Genomic DNA, 19908 nt, shown 5'->3' with positions numbered 1-19908 from the left:
ACCCCTTCGAAGACACGAACAGTTGTTCGAAAGTCTAGAGCATCCCCGCGTTCCGGCCGACCAGCGACACGACCCTCACACCGGTCGCGACGGGAGCCCGAGCAGTGCCGGATCACCGGCGTGCTCGGCCCAGACCCGGGCCGGATCCGCGACCAGCTTGCGCGTACGCAGGTCGAGCAGGCCGCTCACATAGGACACCGTCGCGGCGACCGCACCGTCGTCCCTGGTGAGTGTGTGTTCCACCCGATAAGTCTTGCCCTGCCCCCACTCCCACCGGCAGTCGACCTCGACCGTGTCGTTCGCGCGCAACTCCCGCAGATAGCGAACGTTCAGCTCGAGATTGACCGGCCCCACCCCCGCCGCGAGGAAGTCCGGCACCGAGACCCCCGCCTCGGTCACGCACGCGAACCGCGCGTGATCGGCGAACTGCTGATACGCCGAACCGGTGACGTGCAGTTGCGGGTCGAGATCGGACACCCGAATCGGGATCCGAACCCGAAACGGCACAGTGGTTTCCGCCATGCCCGCGAGTGTGCCACCGGGGTCCGACACCTTGTCGCCGCTATCCGAGCGCGGTGGTGAAGACCTCCAGGGCAGGATCGTCGAACAGCACGAACCGCACCTGTGTCACGCGGGTCTCGGCCGCGCGGACCGTCTCGACGGCGATCCGCGCGCCGTCATCCATCGGCCAGCCGAAGATGCCGGTGGAGATCGCCGGGAACGCGACGGTCGCCGCTCCCAATTCGTCGGCCACGCGCAGGGATTCGCGATAGCAGGAGGCGAGCAGCTCGGAGCGGTCCTCGGTGGCCGACCACACGGGGCCGACCGTGTGGATCACCCAGCGGGCGGGGAGCAGGCCCGCGGTGGTCGCCACCGCCTGGCCGGTACGCAGGCCTTTGCCGTAGTGCGAGGCGCGCAGGTCGCGACATTCCGACAGGATCTGCGGACCGCCCTTGCGGTGGATCGCCCCGTCGACGCCACCGCCGCCGAGCAGCGAGGAGTTCGCGGCGTTGACCACCGCGTCCACCTGCTGCTCGGTGATGTCGCCCCGGACCGTCTCGATTCGCGTCATGATCCTCATTGTGCCGGGGCGTCGACCTCGTCCACGGGTACGGTCGAGTGAGCAGGCATGGTCGGTCCGTCCGAGGCGAGGAGAACCACGCATGGCCATACCCACCGGTGACATCGTCGCGACGCCCGACGGGCGAGACCTGGTGATCACCAGGTCGCTGGGGTTGCCGATCGAGGAGGTGTGGGCACGGTTGACCGATCCGCATCTGACCTCGGGGTGGTACGGCACCTGGGAGGGCGAGGCGGGGACCGGCAACACCATCCGGGTGCAGATGCGGTTCGAGGAGGATGAACCGTGGTCGGCGATGCGCATCGACGACTGCACCCCACCGATCCACCTCGGCGTCTCCTCGACCGACCAGATCGGCCTGTGGCGGCTCGAGGTGACGTTGCTCGACACCGGCGCGGCCACCGAACTGCGCCTGGTCCACCATCTGACGTCGGAATATCAGCTGGCGGAGATCCCGCAGATCGGTCCGGGGTGGGAGTACTACGCGGACATGTTCGTCGCGGCTTGCACGCACACCGAACGACCGGATTTCGCCGACTACTACCCGTCGATGTCGGGCTACTACCAGCAGCGGGCGTCCTAGCCGAAACGTGAACCGCCCCGGCCGAATTCACGGCCGGGGCGGGTTCGACGGAAAACGATCTACTCGTCGTCGAGTTCCGCGGCGACCTCGTCGGAGATGTCGACGTTGGTGTACACGTTCTGCACATCGTCGCTGTCTTCGAGCGCGTCGACCAGCTTGAGTACCTTGCGGGCACCCTCGGCGTCGACCGCGACCGACACCGACGCCTGGAAACCGGACTCGGCGGAGTCGTAGTCGATGTTCGCGGCTTGCAGGGCCGAACGCACCGCGACCAGATCGCCGGGCTCGGAGATGATCTCGAAGACGTCGCCGTGGTCGTTGACGTCTTCGGCGCCCGCGTCGAGCACCGTCTCGAGGACGTCGTCCTCGGACAGGCCGTTCTTCTCGAGCGTCACCACGCCCTTGCGGGCGAACAGGTACGACACCGAACCCGGGTCGGCCATGTTGCCGCCGTTGCGGGTCATCGCCAGCCGGACCTCGCCCGCGGCGCGGTTGCGGTTGTCGGTGAGGCACTCGATCAGCACGGCCACACCGTTGGGCCCGTAGCCCTCGTACATGATCGTCTGCCAGTCGGCGCCGCCGGCCTCTTCACCACCGCCGCGCTTGCGGGCGCGCTCGATGTTGTCGTTGGGGACCGATGTCTTCTTCGCCTTCTGGATGGCGTCGAACAGCGTCGGATTGCCCGCAGGGTCACTACCACCAGTGCGGGCCGCCACCTCGATGTTCTTGATCAGCTTGGCGAAGAGTTTGCCGCGCTTGGCGTCGATTCCCGCCTTCTTGTGCTTGGTGGTGGCCCATTTGGAGTGGCCGCTCATGCCCTACTTCCTTCAAGTCGGTTGCGCGTCTGCCCGGGCGGACAAGCTCGATCCAGCCTACTCACCGTCCGCCACGCCCGCCGACGCGGGCTTTATCGCGCCGCGCGAACCAGGTCGACGAACAGTTCGTGCACCCGGAGATCGCCGGTCACCTCGGGATGGAACGAGGTCGCCACCACGTTGCCCTGCCTGGCAGCCACGATGCGGCCCTCGGCGGGGCCGTGCGGCACCCGCGCCAGCACCTCGACGCCGTCGCCTACCCGCTCCACCCACGGCGCGCGAATGAACACCGCGCGCACGGGCGTGTCGAGGCCGGTGAAGTCCAGATCGGTCTCGAAGGAATCGACCTGCCGACCGAACGCGTTGCGCCGCACCGTCATATCGATGCCGGACAGGTGCTGGGCGTCGGCCCTGGTGTCGAGGACCTCCGAGGCGAGCAGGATCATGCCCGCGCAGGACCCGAACGCGGGCAGCCCGTCGCGCAGCCGCGCCCGCAACGGTTCCAGCAGGTCGAACGCCTGCAACAGCTTGGAGATCGCGGTCGACTCGCCACCGGGCAGCACCAGCCCGTCGACCGCCGCCAGCTCCGACTCGCGCCGCACCAGCACCGGATCGGCGCCGCAGTGCTCCAGTGCGGCAACGTGTTCGCGCACGTCACCCTGCAGCGCGAGGACACCGATGGTCGGCCGGGCGGGGGTCGAGGTTGCGTTCACAGCCGTTGAGCTTACGAGCGCGCCCGATGTGTGCCCGCTCACGCTCACTTCTGGCGCGGTGTGCGGATCAGACCTTCCTGGACGACAGCGGCGACCAGGTTGCCCTCGCGGTCCCAGATCTTGCCGCCGGTCAGCGCGCGACCGAAACCGGCCGAGGGTGAGGACTGGTCGTAGAGCAGCCATTCGTCGGCACGGAACGGGCGCAGGAACCACATGGCGTGGTCGAGTGACGCGTTCTGGGTCGGTTCGTCGGGGTGGATCACCTTCGACGAGCCGAGCAGCGTCATATCGCTCATGTAGGCCAGCGTGCAGACGTGGAACATCGGGTCGTCGGGCAGCGGGTGCCGGTACCGGAACCACACCTGCTGTGGGGAGACGGCGCCGTCGCGGGCGACGACCTGCTCCTGCGGGACCGTGCGGATGTCCCAGTGCTCCCATTCACGCATGGCCCACAACCGCTCGGGGGTCATGGTCACGCTGGCATCGGGCAGGTCGTCGGGACCTTCGACCGAGGGCATCACGTCCTGGTGTTCGGGCCCTTCGTCACCGTGATGGAACGAGGCCGACATCGTGAATATCGCCTGCCCGTCCTGCACGCCGGTGACCCGCCGCGTGCAGAACGACCGGCCGTCGCGGATGCGTTCCACCAGGTAGACGGTGGGTTCCTCCGGATTGCCCGGTCGCAGGAAGTAGCCGTGCAGGGAATGCACCTGGAAACTGGGGTCGACGGTACGGACCGCCGAGACCAGTGCCTGCCCGGCCACCTGACCGCCGAAGGTGCGCGGTAGCTGGGACTCCGTGGAAGCACCGCGGAAGATGTCGCGCTCCAGCCGCTCGATCGCGAGCGCCTCTTCGATTGTCGCCATGCGCTCGAGATTATCGCCTTGCCGACCGGGCGGTATGTCCGGCTCTGCACAGCGGCCCGGAATTTGCTGAGATGGTCCGGTGCCGACGTTCACTCCCACCTCCCCCGCCGCCCTCGCCCGGCTCGTCGCCGACCGGCTCGTCGAGCTGCCGGGGCGGCGGGTGCTCGCGGTCGACGGCGCCGATGCGGCCGCGCCGGTGGAACTGGGCCGCCGGATCGTCGAGACGCTCACCGACCGGGGGCGATCGGCGGCAGTGGTGTCGGTGCACGACTACGTGCGACCCGCGTCGCTACGCATGGAATACGGGCACGATGACGAATGGTCCTATCGCACAGCATGGTTCGACTACGAGGCGATGCGCCGCGAGATCCTCGACGTTCTCCGCACCGAAGGGCGCTGGTTGCCCGCGCTGTGGGACGAGGCGCGCGACAGGTCGGCGCGAGCGGCGATTCGGTCCGCGCAGGCCGATCTGGTGCTGGTGCTCGCGGGGCCGATGCTGCTCGGTCGCGGTCTGGATTTCGATCTCGCGATCCGCCTGGAATTGAGTGAGCAGGCGGCGCTACGGCGTACACCCGCCGAGCAGCGATGGACGCTGCCCGCTGTGCGCGATCACACTGCCGACAATCCCGAGGAAGCGACCTGGACCGTTCGCTGGGATCACCCCGATCGGGCGGCACTGCGCCGCTGACGGGACGGGAACCGGCGCGGTCCGGAAACGCGAAAGCCCCGTCCGACAGACGGACGGGGCTCGAGCGACGACGATCAGGCGCAGGCGACCGAGGTCTGACCCAGGTTGGTCAGCATGCCGCAGGCCCACGACTTCTGGACCTTCCACTTGCCCTCTTCCGCCACGAACGGCACGTCGACGACATTGGTCTGGCCGTTGACGGTGAAGTTGGCCTTGGCGTTGACACTGTCACCGAAGGAGGTCACCTCGGTGACCTGGACCTGGACGTTGTTGTCCTGGACGGCCTGGGCCAGGCGGTTCGGCAGCTCGGGGTCGGCCTCGATGCCCTGGACGAAGTCCAGCTTCTGGTCGTTGGGGACCGCCGGATCCAGCGCGGTGGTGAGCTGCGCGTTGAGCTGTTCGACCGTCGGCACCGCCGGCAGGTCCGCGGTTGCCGAACCCTGAGCCTTGGCACTGGTGGTGGTCTTGGGCGCGGGCTTGTCGCCCTTGTCGTCACTGCACGCACTCAGGCCGAGCGCGGCGACCACAGCCAATCCTGCGATCGCGACTCGTCCGGTCCTACGAAACTTCATCCACTCGTCCTTACGTCGGGTCGGAATCTCGCCCTCTGGGCGACGGCGGAGGACCGGCGCCACACAGCGCAGGCCTCGATGCCACGGCGAGGACGCTACCCAGTGATGTTGAGGAAACTCTGAGACACAGACAATCGGGGTCTGTGAGATGCGCCCGATTGTGATGCACCCCAGCGTCACCCGGCGCGCAGCCCCGCCACCGCCTCGACCAGCCGCGCATGGGTCGGCGCGTCCGCTGCCGCGATGAGCCCGTGTGGCGCGGTGTGCAGCGGTTGCCCGGCGAGACCGGTGACCACGCAGCCCGCCGCCTGACATACCGCGATCGCGCTGCTGAAATGCACGCTGTCGCGCAGATCGCCACCGGTGATGTAGGCGGCGCGACGCCCGGCCGCCACCCAGACCAGGGCTAACGAGGTCGATAAGACCCGCGGATGGAATTCTCCCGCAAAGCCTTCGGCGTCGAAGAGCCGCGCCGGGGTCGACCAGGGGAACGGGTGGTCGAGGTCGACATCGACGAGATGGCTTCCCGAGTGCGGGCGCAACGGCTCGTCGCGGCCCTCGGTGCGCAGGAACGCGCCCTGCCCCGCCGTCCAGAACACTTCGTCGGCGAACGGGTCGGCGGTCGCCGCCACTGTCACGGCGTCGCCGTCGCGCAGCGCGACATTGACCGCCACGAACGCGGTATCGACAGCGAAATTCCTGGTGCCACAGAGTGGATCGACAAACCACGTCCGATCGCTGCGGGCAGAGCCGGTGACGCCCGATTCCTCGGCGACGAACCGGTCGCCCGGACATTCGGTCGCGAGGACGTCGAGGATGGCTTTCTCGGCCGCGATATCGGCCTGCGTGGCGAAATCGTCGCCTTGTTTGGCGTAGCGAGTGAGCGGAGCGTGGAAGGCAGACCGGATCACCGCCGAAGCGACTTCTGTTGCGTGGATTGCGATTTCACTATCTGAGTGGTGCACCGTCTCCAGGCTACGGACCGTGTCGCGGCCCGGCAGGCGAACGAGCGGTCCGCAGCGAACACGCCGGTGCCGCTACTGAGCCAGATACACGGCGAGCCCGAGTCCACCGATGCCGACCGCCACCCGCAGCGCACTCGGCGGAATCACTTTCACCACCGGCGGACCACACCAGCCACCTGCCAGCGCACCGGCGCCGAGGGCCAGCGCCGCACCCCAGTGCACCGGTCCGAAGGCCGCGAACCCGACCGCGGCGACCAGGTTCGCGATACCGAGCAGAAAGCTCTTGAGAATCGACGCGCTCCAGATGGATTCGGCGGTGCACAGCATCATCATCGACAGGTAGATCACGCCCGCGCCCGCGCCGAAATACCCGCCGTACACGGAGGTGAGCAGGATGCCGACCGGGACGATCCAGGGCGCGCTGAGCTCGCCGATATGGTGGCGCACCAGAGGTTGCACCAGCAGCGCGATCGACGCCATCGCCACCAGAAACGGCACGACCACCTCGAACGCACCGTCCGGGGCGACCAGCAGCGCGAGCGCGCCGAGCAGCCCGCCCACGGCCGCCAGCACCGCCCAGCGCACCAGCGTGGGTCCTCTGCCGACGAGTTCACGTCCGGAATTCGCGGTCGCCCCGACACCGACGGCGACCATGGCGACCGTGTTGGTGACGTTGGCCGCGACGGGCGGCAGACCGGCGGCCAGCAGCGCCGGATAGGAGACGATCGAGGCCATCCCGGTGACGAAACCGATCAAGCCGGTGAAGAATCCCGCGACGACCAGCAAGGAGAAGTCGAGCGCGGTCACGGACCGACTGTACGGTATGCCCAGTTGGCAGCAATTCCTGGGCCAACCGATACCGAGCCCACATCGCCCACCTGCGCCGGGATCACTCCGACGCGCCGAAGGCCGTGCCAGGATGTCGGAGTGCAGATGACGACTTTCGAGCCGGGCGAACCACCCGTTCGACGTAACCGGCTGGACTCCAACACCGTTGCCCGCCTCGACGACGTCACCACCTTCGCCCAACTGCTCGACGCGTTAGAGCTGGTCCGCATGGATCATCCCGATGCCAGGATCCTCTGCACGCTCGACGATCTCGGCCAGTGCGCGTACACGAGCATGCACGCCACGCTCGGGCTCATCGAAGGCGAGGACGGGGTCGTCCACGACGACCCGGACGACCCCGCCGCCACCCACCACGCCGAGAACGCCACGGTCTCGCGCATCGCCGCGCTGCTGGACAACCCGTCCGCCCGCGTTCCGTGGGACGCGCTGCGCGACACCCGCAACGCGTCCGAGGACGAACTCGCCGCGCTCGTCGCCGCCAACCGTTCCCCCGACCGTGTGGTCGACGACGTCGTGCTGATCCAGCGTGTCCCGGTGGATCGGGACGACCTCGCCATCGCGGGCATTCCCAACGGGTACTTCGCCGACGACTGGAGCACCTACGACAACCACACCGTCATCCGCCGCATGGCCACCCACGGCTATCGCCACATCGCCATCGGCGCTTCCCTGCTCGCCTTCGCCCGGCCCACCGCTCCCACTCCCGAACAGGCAGCGGCCCTGGTCACCGACCTGACCCATCTGTACGGCTCCCCCACCGCCATCGCCTGGCACGAACTGGCCGTCCTGCTCCCCACCCAGCGCCAGCTCATCCTCGGCTACGCCGAGAACTTCGCCGACGCCCTCACCGCCGATACCGAAGGCGCGGCGGGTCAGCCCTAGCCGGCGAGTACGGGAGCCGACTGTCTCGCGGTGACGTTCGACCACACCCACCAGGCCAGCCACCCGATGCCCACCCCGGCCGCGATGTGCCCCGCACGGACCAGCGGCGTCGGCAGCAGGAAGGTCAGGCACAGCACGGACAGACCCGCTGTGTAGAGGGTCGCGGCCGCGACCGGCACGGCGCGGCTGCCGATCAACGCCGAGCCGAACAGCAGCGTTCCGGTCAGCGCGAGGAACCCGGTGAGCAGGAACGCGGATTTGGCTGGGCTGGTGAGTAGTTCGTCCACGACGGGCTTGTCCAGGTACACCAGGACGAAATTCCTGGCGAAGGCGACACCGGCGAAAAAGCCGAAGCCGAGAAACTGGACGACGAAGCCGAGTGCTCCGAAGCGGCCGAGGCGCTGGTGCAGCAGCGAGTACAACGCCACCAGCAAACCGATGCCGAAGGGGACGGCCGTCCCGTTGAGAACCTGGGTCAGTGGTGTCTTGCCGTCAGCGATCAGCTCGGTCGCCCCCGCCGCGGCGATCGCCGCGCCGCAGAGGAATCCTGCGAGGCTACCCAGTCGCAGTAGTGCTCGTGTGTCCATGTCGAAATCCCTTCTCGATGTCGAGTTCGACGGTAGAAATCCGGTGGTCACGGCGGTAAGTGCCGGGCGACCCATGACTTTCGGCTACATTCGCCGCGCAGCCCTGGTCGTGTGCGGAACACGGCCATAGGCTCAGCCGATGCATCGACCGCACGCACTGACCTGGGTGGCGTGCTTCCTCTACGCCTCGGTGCTGATCGCCGGACTCGCTGTCGCCTCGACCGCGCCTGTGGACCCCGTCCGGTTGTGCGCTTTCGCCGGCGCGCTCCTCGTGGCGGGCGCGCTGGAGATCGCCGAATGGCGTGGACCTGCCACCCGGGCCGTCGCCCTCGCAGGCCTGGTCGTCCGCGCGGCCGTGTACGCCGTGATCACCGCACTGGACAGCAGTGGCAATGCGAAGGTTCTGTTCGTCCTGCTCCCGCTCACCGCCTATTTCACCGTCGGACACCGGGTCGCCTACACACTCGCCGGTGGCGGTCTGCTGCTGGCCGGAGCCCTTGTCCTCGGACGGCCTGCGCTGCGCCATGATCCCGAAGCGCTGTCCGATCTGCTGATGTTCGCGATCGGCATCGTGTTCGCCCTCGCGATCGCGGTGATCGCCGAACGCGAGGAGACCGGGCGGCGCCGTGCCGAAACGCTGCTCACCGAGCTGTCCGACGCGCACGCCAGACTGCGCGAGTACGCGGACCAGGCGGTCACCCTCGCCACCGTCGCCGAGCGAACCCGGGTGGCCCGCGATATCCACGACAGCGTCGGCCACCATCTCGTGGTCGTCGCGATCCAGCTCGAGAAATCGGCCGCGTACCGAACGGTGGACACCGACACCGCAGACCGGGCGCTGGCCGAAGGACGTCGTTCCGCGCGCCTGGCCCTCGACGAGGTCCGTCGCGCGGTGGGCACGCTGCGCGCCGACGACACCCGGTTCACGCTCGGCTGCTCGCTGCGCGCGCTCGCGGCCCGACTCGACGACCCGGGCTTCGCCGTGGCTCTCGACCTCACCGGCACCGAGGACGCCGTCGGCGAACCCGTGCGCCTCGCCCTGTATCTAGCCGCGCAGGAAGCGCTCACCAACGCGCGCCGCCATGCCGGCGCCACCGCCGTGGCGGTCCGGGTCGACCTGACGCCGACCACCGGCGTCCTCGACATCGCCGACAACGGAACAGGTTTCGCGCCGGGCACGGCCGAGGGGCAGGGGCTCACCGGAATGCGTGAGCGCCTCGATCTGGTCGGCGGCGAGGTACGAATCACCTCCACCTCCCGGGGAACTCGTCTGCTCGTCACGATCCCGGTGGTTGCGCGATGACCCGGCACCATGCGGGGATGCCGGCGCCGAAGGTCCGCGTGCTGATCGCCGACGATGAACGTCTCGTCCGCGAAGGGATCGCCGCACTGCTCGCCTTGCAGCCCGGTATCGACGTAGTGGGCACGGCCGAAAGTGGCGCCGAGGCAGTCGAATCGACCGCCGCGCTGACACCTGATGTGGTCCTGATGGACGTGCGGATGCCCGGAATGGACGGCGTCGAGGCAGCCGGCCTCTTGCGCGGCCGGGCGACGGTGCTGATGCTCACCACCTTCGACGACGACGGCTACATCGTCGCGGCCCTGCGCGCGGGCGCCTCCGGATACCTGCTCAAAGATCTCCCCGCCGCCGAACTCGCCCAGGCGATCCGCCTCGCGCACGCGGGCGTCGACCAGTACTCCGCCGCCGTCACCGCGCGCCTGGCCGCCATGGTCCGATCCCGCACACCACGCCCCACCGTCGAGCTCACCGGTCGCGAAACCGAGGTCCTGCGCCTGCTCGCCACCGGCGCCGCCAACCGCGAGATCGCGCGGTCCCTCTACCTCAGCGAGGGCACCGTCAAGAACCACATCTCGAGCATCCTGAACCGCCTCGGCGTGCGGGACCGCACCCAAGCCGCCATCTACGCACACGAGCAGGGCATCCTCTGAGATGCCCACGGCCGGGTTCAGGTCAGGGCGTTCACCATGCGCGCGGTGAGCACCCGGGTGCGGTCGAACGGCGCCGCGCTCACGGCGGGCGTGCCGATCACCGAGCGCAGCACGCCGAGGCCGATCAGCAGGGCGCCGATCAGCTCCGCGCGTAGTTCCGCGTCGGGTCCGCCGAGCCGGTCGGCGAATTCACGCAGGTAACCGTCGCAGAGCTGGGCGCGCAATTGATCGCGCACATCGTCGTGGCCGGCCGATCGGAGCATGGCCAGGAGCGGGTGTTCGCCGCCGTAGCGCGACCAGTCCTGGTACACCACATCGTGGAGCAGGGCATCGGCGATGCTGACGACCGGGCGGTGCGGATCGGCGGCCACTCCGGTGGGGATCTCCAGGTGCATCGCCTCGGCGTAGAGCCCCTTCTTGGAACCGAAGTAGCGCGATACCAAGGCGGGATCGACCCCGACCTCGGCGGCGATCTCGCGCAGTCCCGTGCCGTCGAAACCCTGCGCCGCGAAGCGGATTCGCGCGGCGTCGAGCAGCGCGGCACGGGTGGCCGCACGATCGCGGCGACGGGGTTCGGCTTTCGGTTCCATGAAGTCATGCTAAGTCATCAGATGTTGACTTGGTGCCGCGTTCGTTTCTAGCCTCGACATATCGGCCGATGACACAGTCCAGAGTGATTCGAGGAGAACGGGATTCGATGCGCACGTATGTCATCACCGGCGGCACCGACGGCATGGGCAAAGGGCTCGGCCTACATTTTCTGCGACGCGGCGACCGGGTGATCGCGATCGCCAGCGGCGCGACGAAAGGCGAGGCGTTCCGCCGCGAGGCCGCCGCGCTCGGCGCGGGCGAGCGCGCGGTGTTCCTGCGAGCCGATCTGAGCACCCTGACGGGAATGCGGGACACCCTTGCCCGGGTCACCGCGCTGGCCGACACCGTCGACGGTCTCGTCTTCGGCGCCCAGCGCTTCCGACCGCGGCGCGAGGTCACCGAGGACGGCGCCGAGTTCACCTTCGCGCTGCACTACCTGAGCCGATTCGTCCTCGGACACGGTCTCGCCGATGCGCTGGAACGCGCGGATACCCCGGTCATCATGAACATCTGTGGCCCCGGCGGCTTTCCCGGCCGCATCCACTGGGACGACCTGACCCTGCGCGAGGGCTACACCGGCACGCGCGCCGCCATGCAGGCCTCACGCGCCAACGACCTGCTCGGCGTCGCCTTCCCGCACCGCCACCCGAACACCCGCACCCGCTACGTGCTCTACAACCCGATGATGGTGCGGACCGCGATGGCCGACCCACTGCCCACACCCCAGCGGATACTGACCAAGGCCGCCGGACTCGTCTTCGGCCGATCGGTCGATCAAGCGGTCCCGCCGATCGCCCAGCTCCTCGACGAGCCACCCGCTGATCCGGTGACCGCTTTCCGGCGCCGAACCCGGCTCCCCCTCACGCGCAAGGACTTCGACCCGAACAACGCGATCCGCCTCGACACCCTGACCAGCGAGCTCGTCCAGCGCTGAGTCGCCGCACGACAAAGCCTCGGCGGGCGTCGCGATCACGACGCCCGCCGAGGCGAATGTTTCAGTGCCCGAACGATATCGGGCCCACGATCACCAGCCGCGCTCGGCCAGACGGTGCGGCTGCGGGATCTCTTCGACGTTGATGCCGACCATGGCTTCGCCCAGGCCGCGCGAGACCTTGGCCAGCACGTCCGGGTCGTCGTAGAAGGTGGTGGCCTTGACGATGGCGGCGGCGCGCTGTTCGGGGTTGCCGGACTTGAAGATGCCCGAGCCGACGAACACGCCTTCGGCGCCGAGCTGCATCATCATGGCGGCGTCGGCGGGGGTGGCGATGCCGCCGGCGGTGAACATCACGACCGGGAGCTTGCCGGTCTGCGCGACCTCACGAACCAGCTCGTACGGGGCCTGCAGTTCCTTGGCGGCCACGAACAGCTCGTCCTCGGACAGCGAGGTCAGCCGACGGATCTCGCCGCGGATGGTACGCATGTGGGTGGTCGCGTTGGACACGTCACCGGTGCCGGCCTCGCCCTTGGAGCGGATCATGGCCGCGCCCTCGGTGATGCGGCGCAGGGCCTCGCCCAGGTTGGTGGCGCCACAGACGAACGGGACGGTGTAGTTCCACTTGTCGATGTGGTTGGCGTAGTCGGCGGGGGTGAGCACCTCGGACTCGTCGATGTAGTCCACGCCCAGGCTCTGCAGGATCTGCGCCTCGACGAAGTGGCCGATGCGGGCCTTGGCCATGACCGGGATGGAGACCGCGGCGATGATGCCGTCGATCATGTCCGGGTCGCTCATCCGGGACACGCCGCCCTGGGCGCGGATGTCGGCGGGCACCCGCTCGAGCGCCATCACGGCCACGGCGCCGGCGTCTTCGGCGATCTTGGCCTGCTCGGCGTTGACCACATCCATGATCACGCCACCCTTGAGCATCTCGGCCATGCCGCGCTTCACGCGGGCGGTGCCGACGGTGTTGGTGGTCTCAGGCGTAGTCACGAATGTCTCCTGTGTCATGGGCGCCAATCAAGTCGCTCGGATTCGGTTCACCGTCGATTCTAGAGCTGCCCGAAATCGGCCTTCATAGCCAGTTGAGCACCACTGGCCTTGTCACGACCAGCGGCGATGCGTTCGCCGCTCACCGCTGGCCTTGTCCGATGGCCTGGCATTCACCGTGCCACGGGTGCGACCGCGTCCGCCACAGGCGCGCGCCGTGCCCGGTCGACCAGCACGATCGCCGCCGCGACGGCCGCCGCCCCGGCAGCGCACCACAGCGCCGCGACCGGGGTTTGCGCGCGATCGACGGCCACGCCGGCGACGACCGGACCGAGCACCGCGCCGATATTGAGCGCGGTCGTGGCCAGCGCTCCGGCGAGCCGAGGCGCGGCGGGTGCGGCGGTCCGCACGATGGTCGCGATCACCGCGGATCCGACGCCGAACGCGGCCGCGCCCGTGAGCAACGTCATGGCCGCGAACCCCGCCATCGTGTGCGCGGTGAGCGCGGCCAGCGTCCACGCGCCGACCAGTCCGGCTGTGCCCACGGTGATGATGGAACGGCCGTGGCGGTCGCTGTACCGACCGGTGAGCGTCACCCCGGCGAAGGAGCCGAGGCCGAACAACGCCAGCACCAGCGGGACCCAGACGCTGGTCGCGCCCGCGATCCCGGCGGCGACGGTGCCGAGGTAGGTGAACGCGGCGAACGTCGCGGCATTGACCAGAACTCCGACGATCACCCCCGACCGCACCGTGCGCACCCCGAGCACCGCCCACTCGGACCGCATCGACCGATCCGAGGCGCCGACTTCCGCACCGTCGCGCGGCACCATCGACGCCACCGGGACGAGGACCACCGCACTCACCACCGCGACGGCCCAGAAGGCCGATCGCCAACCCCACAGCTGCCCGAGCAGTGTCCCCGCCGGTACGCCCGCGATGCAGGCCACCGTCACCCCCGACACGGTGATCGAGGTCGCGCGACCGACCAGCGCGGGCCCGACCAGCCGAGGCAGGGCCGCCAGCACGAGCGCCAGGAATCCGGCGTTCGCGACCGCGGCGACCGCCCGGGTAGTCACCAGCACCGCGAAATCGGTGGTCAGCGCGCCGACGATATGGGTGACGCAGAAGAGCGCGAGAAATGTTGTCGCCGAACGCCGTAGCGGCCACCGACCCATGGTGGCCGCCATCGTCGGCGCGCCCAGCACCATGCCGACCGCGTACACCGAGGTCAGCAGCCCCACGGTGCCGAGCGAGACGCCGAAGTCGGCGGCGGTCCGCGCCAGCAACCCCGACATCATGAATTCCGATGTGCCCTGCGCGAAAACCGCGGCAGCCAGCACGAAAACCTCGATGGGCATGATTGATCAACTCTCCGGATACCGGGACGCCGCGCGTCGCACGCGGTGTCCGAGATGAGGCGGCATCGAGCGAATCATGGCCCGGCCGCGAGGAATCGACGATCATCCGGCGTTGCGAACGACACATCGCATCGGTCCGCGGACCGATGATGCTGGACCCACAACGCCGCCCGGCCCCGCAGGCCGGACGGCTACCTTCTGGACGCCTCCGGAGAATTCACCCGCCCACCCTATGCGAGGCGACGGCGCCGGAGTCAACCCGTTTTCTCGACAGTCGGCGGGGATGCCGAAAGACGGAAAGACTGTCGATCAGCTTGCGGGATCGTCGAATCGCACGTCGACCTCGGTGGCGCCGCGCAACGTCGCCACGGGCGCCGCTTCCTCGCGCAGCAGTGCGCGTAGCCGCGAGCTCATCGACTGGAACGGTGTGACGGTCAGTGTCAGCGTGCGCCCACTCTTGCGTGGGCGCCAGATTCCGGCGACGGCGCCGTCGGCGAGCACCACGCCCGGTGCGCCGACCGTCTTCCACACCGCGCGTCGATATTTCGGATCGACGATGGTGTCGCGATCCCGGGTCTGCGTGTAGGGATCGCCGGGTGGCAGCAGCCGGACACCGGATGCCTCGTGCGCTGACCGGAGCTCTTCCAGGTCCTCGGTGTGGATCCACCGGCGCCGCCCGTCGTAGTCGACCGGAGTGAGTTCGTCCGCCACGGTGTCCCACCACGGATCCACGTCACCGGCTCGCACGCCGAGCCAGGTCGCGAATTCACCGCGGGACGACGGTCCGTAGCACCGCAGATAGCGGCGCAGCAGGGTGGCGCGATCCGCCGCGGGATCGGTATCCGGCAGCGGGCCGTCGAGCCATTCCGCGAGCAGGACGAACGGTGCGGTGTTGCCGGTGCGCGGTGCGAGGCACACGATGCCGCGCAGTGTCAGGATCCGCAGGCAGAAGTGCACGACCGCCTCCCCCAGTGGTTGGTTCGCGCCATACGGACCTGGCGACTGCCATGCTGTGCGCTGGGCAGCGGTCAGTGTGTCCGCGATGCGGCTGGCCAGTTCTGCGCCGAGTTCGCCGATCGCCGTCGCACGCTGCGACAGCACCGGCCCGATCTGCGCGACGGTGCGCTCCACCACCTCGTCCAGACCTATCCCGAGGGTGTCGAGCGCCGGACCGACGCCGCCGATCAGCCGCAATCGCGCCGCCTCGGTCGTCGGCAGCACGCCGGTGGTGAAGACCGGTGCGTCGGCGGTCGGGAAGAAGAACGGCGACCCGCGCATGCACCAGGTCTGCAACAACGCCTTGTCCTGTGCGACAAGGTGATCGACGTGGTCACCGGTCACACCGTCGACGCGGGCCGCCAGCGCGAGCAGCGCCGAGCCCGGCGGGCTGTTCTGCACCGCGCACGCGCCGGCCACGTCGAGCAGATCGCCGATCGGTCGCCGGGAGAGCAGAGTGTTCGCGTGCAATCGAAACCCGATGACCTCAGCGGTTCCGATGCTGACCGAATGCTCCCGAGCCGCCACGGATCACCTCCCGATCGTCGCCGCGCACAGCGTCGTCCAAGGATGCCGCGCCTAGCACCTGAACATATCGAGCGAGCCCGTTTCGGGTGTCGTCCTCGGCCGCGCGTCGACGAATCGGCCGAGCCCTGTGGGCCGGGTGTCGGCCTCCACTGCGCCGACCGTTCGGCCGGGCCATGCCAGGGTCGTCCCGCGCCGGCCTCAGCGGATCGAGCGGACCACGTGCTGGGTGTCGTCTTCGGCTGCGGAAACGGCCTCGGTGAGGAGTTCGTCGAGGTGGTACGGGTAGACGGCCTCGCCCGCGTCGTCGAGTGCGCGGATGTCGTCGGCGGAGCACCAGCGGTGGTCGGTGATGGTGCGGCGTTCCAGGGCGGTCAGGTCGGCCGGGCGCCATTCGAAGCCCGGCGAACGCAGGGTGAAGAACAGTTCCTCGGAGCGGATCAGCTCGCCGTTGAACGGGAACACCGCGACCCGGCGCCACAGTGGGCCGCGCAGCGCGGCGGGATCCACACGCTGCCCGGTTTCCTCGTAGATCTCGCGAACCGCGGCATCGCGCAGGTTCTCCCCCGGTTCGACGCCGCCGCCGACGGTGAACCAGAAGGCCACCTCAGGGATCATCGGGTCGTGGCCGCGCAGCAGCAGCACGCGGTTGTGCTCGTCGAGCAGCATCACCCGGGCGGAGGTGCGGGTGGTGTGCACGGTGAGGCCGGTGGCGGCGGCGGGTGTCGCGCGTTCGGTGATCTCGAAATAGTGCGGCAGCGGCGCCGTGCCACCGAGGTGCAGGATGCGGACCGGCCTGCGGGTGCGCAGGGCCAGGGTGTCGCGCACCGCGTCGTTGTGGAAGCGGCGTGCGATCAGCACGCGAGCCTCGGCGTCGGCGAGTTCGGCCACCAGCTGCGGTCGCAGGTGGTCGATGTCGACGAGGGACAGCGCGGCGGAGAGCTGGTTCTCGATCGTCTCCCGGTCACCGCGATCGGCGCGTTCGGCCCGATCGGCGAGTGTGGCGAGCTGGGTGGCCCGTTCGGCCCGGCGCGGGTCGGTACTCACCGGACCGGCCTCCGACATCGCCACCGCACGAGCCACCACCGCCCGGCGGGCGAGCGCGGCATCGAGTGCCTGCCAGGACTGATCGGAGCGCACGTGCAGCCGGTCGAGCCGGTTCGCCGTGGAGTAGGCCCACACGCCGAGGGCGAGGACGAGCAGGGCGATCAGCCCGAGAACGAGGACGGTGGTCGCGGAGAAGGTGATCATCCGGCGGCCCGGACGCGGTTGTCGCCGACGGTGACGGTCTCGTACACCCGCAAAATCTGTTCGGCCACGACCGGCCAGTCGTAGCCCGCGACCACCTGGGTCGCGGTGCTGACCAGACGCATCCGCGTCTCGTCGTCGGTGAGGAGCGTGTCGATGGCGGTGGCCAGCGCGTCGGAGTCACCGATCGGGGTGAGCATGCCCGCGGTCCCGTCACGCAACACGCGACGGAAGGCGTCGAGTTCGCTCGCGACCACCGGGGTGCCCGCCGCCATCGCCTCGATCAGGATGATCCCGAAGCTCTCGCCACCGAGGTTCGGCGCGACGTACACGTCGGCGCTGCGCAGCGCGGCGGCTTTCTCCTCGTCGGAGACCTGCCCGAGGAAGCGCAGATGCCCCGCGTGCTCGCCGGCTTCACGGCGCAACCGATCCTCGTCACCGCGCCCGACGATGAGGATCTCCACGTCGGGATGATGGTCGATGAGCGCCGGCAGCGCGCCGAGCAGCACGTCCATGCCCTTGCGCGGTTCGTCGTAGCGACCGAGGAACAGCACGGTACGGCCCGCGCGCGGGTACCCGTCGAGTGGCTCACCGCGCGCGAACGCGGACACATCGACACCGTTGGGGATCTCGACCGCGTCGGATCCGAGCGCCTCGACCTGCCAGCGCCTGGCCAGCTCGGACACGGCGATCCGCCCACTGATCTTCTCGTGATACGGGCGAAGCACACCCTGAAAAGTACTGAGTACCAACGACTTCGTGGTCGAGGTGTGGAAGGTCGCCACGATCGGGCCCTCGGCGATCTTGAGCGCCAGCATCGACAGGCTCGGGGCGTTGGGCTCGTGGATGTGCAGCACGTCGAAATCGTTGCTGTCGATCCAGCGCCGGATCCTGGTGTAGGCCATGGGTCCGAAGGACAAGCGCGCCACCGACCCGTTGTAGGGAATCGCGACCGCGCGACCCGCCGAGACAACGAAATCGGGCAGCGGGGTGTCGTCGGAGGCGGGGGCGAGCACGCTCACCTTGTGCCCGCGTTCGATGAACACCCGCGCCAGCTCGACCACATGGGCCTGCACGCCGCCGGGGACGTCGAACGAATACGGGCAGATCATGCCGATCTTCACGGCTGCCCTCCCGCCTGCTGCGCAGAGATCCGCGACAGTCGTTCGGGCGACAGATCGCCTTCCCAGAGTGGTTGCAGCATGTGCCAATCGGCCGGGTGCTCGGCGATGTTGGCGGCGAACCGGTCGGCGAGTGCCTGTGTCGCGGCCGCCACCCCACCGGAAACATCCAGGGCCGGTTCGGCTTTCAGCCCCCAGCCTTCGGTGCCGTCGTCGTCGACGGTGAACCAGCCGTGGACGGGAACCAGCGCGGCGCCGGTCTCGATGGCCAGTTTGGCGGCACCGCCGGGCATCCAGGTGCGCTCACCGAAGAAGTCGACGGGCACGCCCTTGCCGGTGAGGTCGCGTTCGCCCATCAGGCACACGATCCGGTTCTGGCGCAGGCGTTCGGCGAGCGCTGCGAACGGCGGCTGCTCGCCACCGGTCAGCGGGAACACCTCGAAACCGAGGCTCTCGCGGTAGGCCACGAACCGCTCGAACAGCGATTCGGGCTTCAGCCGTTCGGCCACGGTGGTGAAGTTGTCGTAGTGCTGCACCAACCAGACACCGGCCATGTCCCAGTTCCCCGAGTGCGGCAGCACCAGAATGAGGCCGCGGCCCTGCTCCAGCGCGGCGTCGACGTTCTCCAGACCACCGACGTAGTAGTCGATCTTCGTGTGGTCCATCGACGGCAGCCGGAAAGCCTCCCGCCAGTAGCGGGCGTAGGAGCGCATGCTGGCCCGCATCAGGTCGCCGGGGACCTGGTCGGCGGGCACACCGAGAACGCGAGCGAGGTTGCGGCGCAGCTGTTCCGGCCCACCGCTGCGCACCGAACGATCGGCGCCGAGGTCGAAGACCTTGCGCGCCAACCCTTCCGGTGCCGAACGCACGAGGCCCCAGCCTGCGGCGTAGCCCCAGTCGCTGAACCGATCCGTGAGGCTCACGAGGCGGATCCCGCGTCCGGCTGCGGCGTCGGCGGAATGACCACGCGGGCGCCCGGCGAATTGCGCACCGCGAGCACCCGCTGGAACACCGTCACGATGCTCAGCACCGCCAGCACCCACATCGCCACGTACACGGCCCAGGTGAGCCAGTCGAGCCCCCAGTGCCCGCCGATGCCGGTGAGCCCTGCGCCGACCAGGACGATGACCAGACGGTCCGGGCGCTCGATGAGCCCACCGTCGGCGGACAGGCCACTGGCCTCGGCCCGCGCCTTGGCGTAGGAGATCACCTGCGAGGTGACCAGCACGATCAAGGTCAGCGCGAACAGGTGCCGGCTGTGCTCGTGATAGACGGCCCACCAGGCGAGCCCGCCGAAGATCGCGCCGTCGGCCACCCGGTCACAGGTGGCATCGAGGACGGCGCCGTACTTCGTGCCGCCGCCGCGGGCGCGCGCCATCGCACCGTCGAGCATGTCGAACATGACGAACAGCCAGATGACCATCGTTCCCCAGAACAGGTGTCCGGAGGGGAACAGCGTCACCGCGGCGGCGATCGTCGCGGTGGTGCCGATCAGGGTCATCGCGTCCGGGGTGAGCCCCGTCCCGACGAGCGCTTTGCCCAGCGGCGCAGTCGCTTTCGCAAACGTCTGGCGGCCGAAGAAGCTGAGCACGGT

At 69.0% G+C, this 19908-nt stretch carries 23 protein-coding genes; 6 read left to right on the top strand and 17 right to left on the bottom strand.

Translation table 11 applies throughout. The features are described from left to right. Positions 1 to 75: 75 nt before the first annotated feature. Together ACWF99_RS08050 and ACWF99_RS08045 are read right to left on the bottom strand one after the other, a co-directional pair. Complete coding sequence (locus ACWF99_RS08050) at positions 76 to 522, bottom strand: acyl-CoA thioesterase (RefSeq protein ID WP_378658477.1); 447 nt, start codon at positions 520 to 522, stop codon at positions 76 to 78. A 40-nt stretch (positions 523 to 562) separates the two neighbouring features. After that, positions 563 to 1072 (bottom strand): O-acetyl-ADP-ribose deacetylase, encoded by a 510-nt coding sequence (locus tag ACWF99_RS08045; RefSeq protein ID WP_452535461.1) that lies wholly within the window; start codon positions 1070 to 1072, stop codon positions 563 to 565. Positions 1073 to 1163: 91 nt separating this feature from the next. Between ACWF99_RS08045 and ACWF99_RS08040 the strand changes: the two genes are divergently transcribed. Further along, positions 1164 to 1664 carry an SRPBCC domain-containing protein gene (locus ACWF99_RS08040; RefSeq protein ID WP_452535459.1) on the top strand — a complete coding sequence of 167 codons (501 nt, stop codon included), beginning with the start codon at positions 1164 to 1166 and terminating at the stop codon, positions 1662 to 1664. A 59-nt stretch (positions 1665 to 1723) separates the two neighbouring features. Here ACWF99_RS08040 and ACWF99_RS08035 read toward each other — a convergent pair whose 3' ends face one another. The 3 genes from ACWF99_RS08035 to ACWF99_RS08025 form a co-directional block, all read right to left on the bottom strand. Beyond that, on the bottom strand, positions 1724 to 2479 hold the full coding sequence (locus ACWF99_RS08035) for a YebC/PmpR family DNA-binding transcriptional regulator (protein WP_378626890.1): 756 nt from the start codon (positions 2477 to 2479) through the stop codon (positions 1724 to 1726). A 92-nt stretch (positions 2480 to 2571) separates the two neighbouring features. Further along, positions 2572 to 3192, bottom strand: coding sequence for a pyridoxal 5'-phosphate synthase glutaminase subunit PdxT (pdxT, locus tag ACWF99_RS08030; protein ID WP_452535457.1), 621 nt, complete (start codon positions 3190 to 3192; stop codon positions 2572 to 2574). Positions 3193 to 3236: 44 nt separating this feature from the next. Then, positions 3237 to 4058, bottom strand: coding sequence for an acyl-CoA thioesterase (locus ACWF99_RS08025; protein WP_378626887.1), 822 nt, complete (start codon positions 4056 to 4058; stop codon positions 3237 to 3239). 79 nt (positions 4059 to 4137) lie between these two features. Here ACWF99_RS08025 and ACWF99_RS08020 point away from each other — a divergent pair, with 79 nt between their 5' ends. Then, positions 4138 to 4746 carry a nucleoside/nucleotide kinase family protein gene (locus ACWF99_RS08020; protein ID WP_378626885.1) on the top strand — a complete coding sequence of 203 codons (609 nt, stop codon included), beginning with the start codon at positions 4138 to 4140 and terminating at the stop codon, positions 4744 to 4746. Between the two features lie 74 nt (positions 4747 to 4820). On the opposite strand, the gene ACWF99_RS08015 is transcribed toward ACWF99_RS08020, so the two are convergent. The 3 genes from ACWF99_RS08015 to ACWF99_RS08005 form a co-directional block, all read right to left on the bottom strand. Then, positions 4821 to 5318: a hypothetical protein gene (locus tag ACWF99_RS08015; RefSeq protein ID WP_378626884.1), complete on the bottom strand. Its 498-nt coding sequence runs from the start codon at positions 5316 to 5318 to the stop codon at positions 4821 to 4823. 176 nt (positions 5319 to 5494) lie between these two features. Further along, the gene (locus ACWF99_RS08010; protein WP_378626883.1) at positions 5495 to 6283 is read right to left on the bottom strand and encodes an inositol monophosphatase family protein; all 789 of its coding nucleotides are present in this window, start codon (positions 6281 to 6283) and stop codon (positions 5495 to 5497) included. A gap of 72 nt (positions 6284 to 6355) precedes the next feature. Then, a complete protein-coding gene (locus ACWF99_RS08005) occupies positions 6356 to 7090 on the bottom strand; it encodes a sulfite exporter TauE/SafE family protein (RefSeq protein ID WP_378626881.1) in 735 nt (244 codons plus the stop codon). 126 nt (positions 7091 to 7216) lie between these two features. Between ACWF99_RS08005 and ACWF99_RS08000 the strand changes: the two genes are divergently transcribed. Then, positions 7217 to 8014: a hypothetical protein gene (locus ACWF99_RS08000; protein ID WP_378626879.1), complete on the top strand. Its 798-nt coding sequence runs from the start codon at positions 7217 to 7219 to the stop codon at positions 8012 to 8014. On the opposite strand, the gene ACWF99_RS07995 is transcribed toward ACWF99_RS08000, so the two are convergent. Continuing rightward, complete coding sequence (locus ACWF99_RS07995; protein WP_452535454.1) at positions 8011 to 8601, bottom strand: hypothetical protein; 591 nt, start codon at positions 8599 to 8601, stop codon at positions 8011 to 8013. The genes ACWF99_RS08000 and ACWF99_RS07995 overlap by 4 nt on opposite strands. Before the next feature lie 139 nt (positions 8602 to 8740). On the opposite strand from ACWF99_RS07995, the gene ACWF99_RS07990 reads away from it, so the two are divergent. Both ACWF99_RS07990 and ACWF99_RS07985 read left to right on the top strand, forming a co-directional pair. Further along, complete coding sequence (locus ACWF99_RS07990; RefSeq protein ID WP_452535452.1) at positions 8741 to 9904, top strand: sensor histidine kinase; 1164 nt, start codon at positions 8741 to 8743, stop codon at positions 9902 to 9904. Between the two features lie 17 nt (positions 9905 to 9921). Beyond that, on the top strand, positions 9922 to 10551 hold the full coding sequence (locus ACWF99_RS07985) for a response regulator (protein WP_378626875.1): 630 nt from the start codon (positions 9922 to 9924) through the stop codon (positions 10549 to 10551). 17 nt (positions 10552 to 10568) lie between these two features. Here ACWF99_RS07985 and ACWF99_RS07980 read toward each other — a convergent pair whose 3' ends face one another. Beyond that, positions 10569 to 11141 carry a TetR/AcrR family transcriptional regulator gene (locus ACWF99_RS07980; protein ID WP_452535450.1) on the bottom strand — a complete coding sequence of 191 codons (573 nt, stop codon included), beginning with the start codon at positions 11139 to 11141 and terminating at the stop codon, positions 10569 to 10571. Between the two features lie 107 nt (positions 11142 to 11248). On the opposite strand from ACWF99_RS07980, the gene ACWF99_RS07975 reads away from it, so the two are divergent. Then, positions 11249 to 12076 carry an SDR family NAD(P)-dependent oxidoreductase gene (locus ACWF99_RS07975; protein ID WP_452535448.1) on the top strand — a complete coding sequence of 276 codons (828 nt, stop codon included), beginning with the start codon at positions 11249 to 11251 and terminating at the stop codon, positions 12074 to 12076. 90 nt (positions 12077 to 12166) lie between these two features. Here the strand turns inward: ACWF99_RS07975 and pdxS are convergent, their stop codons facing one another. The 7 genes from pdxS to pgsA all read right to left on the bottom strand — a co-directional run bounded on the left by pdxS (position 12167) and on the right by pgsA (position 19905). After that, on the bottom strand, positions 12167 to 13087 hold the full coding sequence (gene pdxS, locus ACWF99_RS07970) for a pyridoxal 5'-phosphate synthase lyase subunit PdxS (protein WP_056810852.1): 921 nt from the start codon (positions 13085 to 13087) through the stop codon (positions 12167 to 12169). A 152-nt stretch (positions 13088 to 13239) separates the two neighbouring features. Beyond that, complete coding sequence (locus ACWF99_RS07965) at positions 13240 to 14424, bottom strand: Cmx/CmrA family chloramphenicol efflux MFS transporter (RefSeq protein WP_452535446.1); 1185 nt, start codon at positions 14422 to 14424, stop codon at positions 13240 to 13242. Positions 14425 to 14733: 309 nt separating this feature from the next. Beyond that, positions 14734 to 15948 carry a winged helix DNA-binding domain-containing protein gene (locus ACWF99_RS07960; protein WP_452535444.1) on the bottom strand — a complete coding sequence of 405 codons (1215 nt, stop codon included), beginning with the start codon at positions 15946 to 15948 and terminating at the stop codon, positions 14734 to 14736. Positions 15949 to 16146: 198 nt separating this feature from the next. After that, positions 16147 to 17193 carry an NUDIX hydrolase gene (locus ACWF99_RS07955; RefSeq protein WP_378658547.1) on the bottom strand — a complete coding sequence of 349 codons (1047 nt, stop codon included), beginning with the start codon at positions 17191 to 17193 and terminating at the stop codon, positions 16147 to 16149. Then, positions 17193 to 18317 carry a glycosyltransferase family 4 protein gene (locus tag ACWF99_RS07950; RefSeq protein ID WP_378658443.1) on the bottom strand — a complete coding sequence of 375 codons (1125 nt, stop codon included), beginning with the start codon at positions 18315 to 18317 and terminating at the stop codon, positions 17193 to 17195. Before ACWF99_RS07950 ends, ACWF99_RS07955 begins: the two co-directional genes overlap by 1 nt. Next, entirely contained in the window at positions 18314 to 19237 is a 924-nt protein-coding gene (locus tag ACWF99_RS07945; RefSeq protein ID WP_452535443.1) for a phosphatidylinositol mannoside acyltransferase, read from the bottom strand. The genes ACWF99_RS07950 and ACWF99_RS07945 overlap by 4 nt, the downstream gene beginning before the upstream one ends. Beyond that, complete coding sequence (gene pgsA, locus ACWF99_RS07940) at positions 19234 to 19905, bottom strand: phosphatidylinositol phosphate synthase (protein ID WP_378628300.1); 672 nt, start codon at positions 19903 to 19905, stop codon at positions 19234 to 19236. Before pgsA ends, ACWF99_RS07945 begins: the two co-directional genes overlap by 4 nt. Positions 19906 to 19908: the final 3 nt, after the last annotated feature.

It is taken from the genome of Nocardia sp. NPDC055002 (assembly GCF_053608825.1).
The sequence above is the reverse complement of the archived record's forward strand: the minus strand, read 5'-3'. Positions and strand labels throughout refer to the sequence as shown.

What these genes read in the sequence shown, in the direction of transcription:
- ACWF99_RS08000 (WP_378626879.1), top strand. Translation starts at nt 7,217, where the DNA reads ATGACGACTTTCGAGCCGGGCGAACCACCCGTTCGACGTAACCGGCTG.
- ACWF99_RS07980 (WP_452535450.1), bottom strand. Translation starts at nt 11,141, where the DNA reads ATGGAACCGAAAGCCGAACCCCGTCGCCGCGATCGTGCGGCCACCCGT.
- ACWF99_RS07990 (WP_452535452.1), top strand. Translation starts at nt 8,741, where the DNA reads ATGCATCGACCGCACGCACTGACCTGGGTGGCGTGCTTCCTCTACGCC.
- ACWF99_RS07965 (WP_452535446.1), bottom strand. Translation starts at nt 14,424, where the DNA reads ATGCCCATCGAGGTTTTCGTGCTGGCTGCCGCGGTTTTCGCGCAGGGC.
- ACWF99_RS08050 (WP_378658477.1), bottom strand. Translation starts at nt 522, where the DNA reads ATGGCGGAAACCACTGTGCCGTTTCGGGTTCGGATCCCGATTCGGGTG.
- ACWF99_RS08035 (WP_378626890.1), bottom strand. Translation starts at nt 2,479, where the DNA reads ATGAGCGGCCACTCCAAATGGGCCACCACCAAGCACAAGAAGGCGGGA.
- ACWF99_RS07975 (WP_452535448.1), top strand. Translation starts at nt 11,249, where the DNA reads ATGCGCACGTATGTCATCACCGGCGGCACCGACGGCATGGGCAAAGGG.
- ACWF99_RS08025 (WP_378626887.1), bottom strand. Translation starts at nt 4,058, where the DNA reads ATGGCGACAATCGAAGAGGCGCTCGCGATCGAGCGGCTGGAGCGCGAC.
- ACWF99_RS07995 (WP_452535454.1), bottom strand. Translation starts at nt 8,601, where the DNA reads ATGGACACACGAGCACTACTGCGACTGGGTAGCCTCGCAGGATTCCTC.
- ACWF99_RS08040 (WP_452535459.1), top strand. Translation starts at nt 1,164, where the DNA reads ATGGCCATACCCACCGGTGACATCGTCGCGACGCCCGACGGGCGAGAC.
- ACWF99_RS08045 (WP_452535461.1), bottom strand. Translation starts at nt 1,072, where the DNA reads ATGACGCGAATCGAGACGGTCCGGGGCGACATCACCGAGCAGCAGGTG.
- ACWF99_RS08015 (WP_378626884.1), bottom strand. Translation starts at nt 5,318, where the DNA reads ATGAAGTTTCGTAGGACCGGACGAGTCGCGATCGCAGGATTGGCTGTG.
- ACWF99_RS07985 (WP_378626875.1), top strand. Translation starts at nt 9,922, where the DNA reads ATGCCGGCGCCGAAGGTCCGCGTGCTGATCGCCGACGATGAACGTCTC.
- pdxS (WP_056810852.1), bottom strand. Translation starts at nt 13,087, where the DNA reads ATGACACAGGAGACATTCGTGACTACGCCTGAGACCACCAACACCGTC.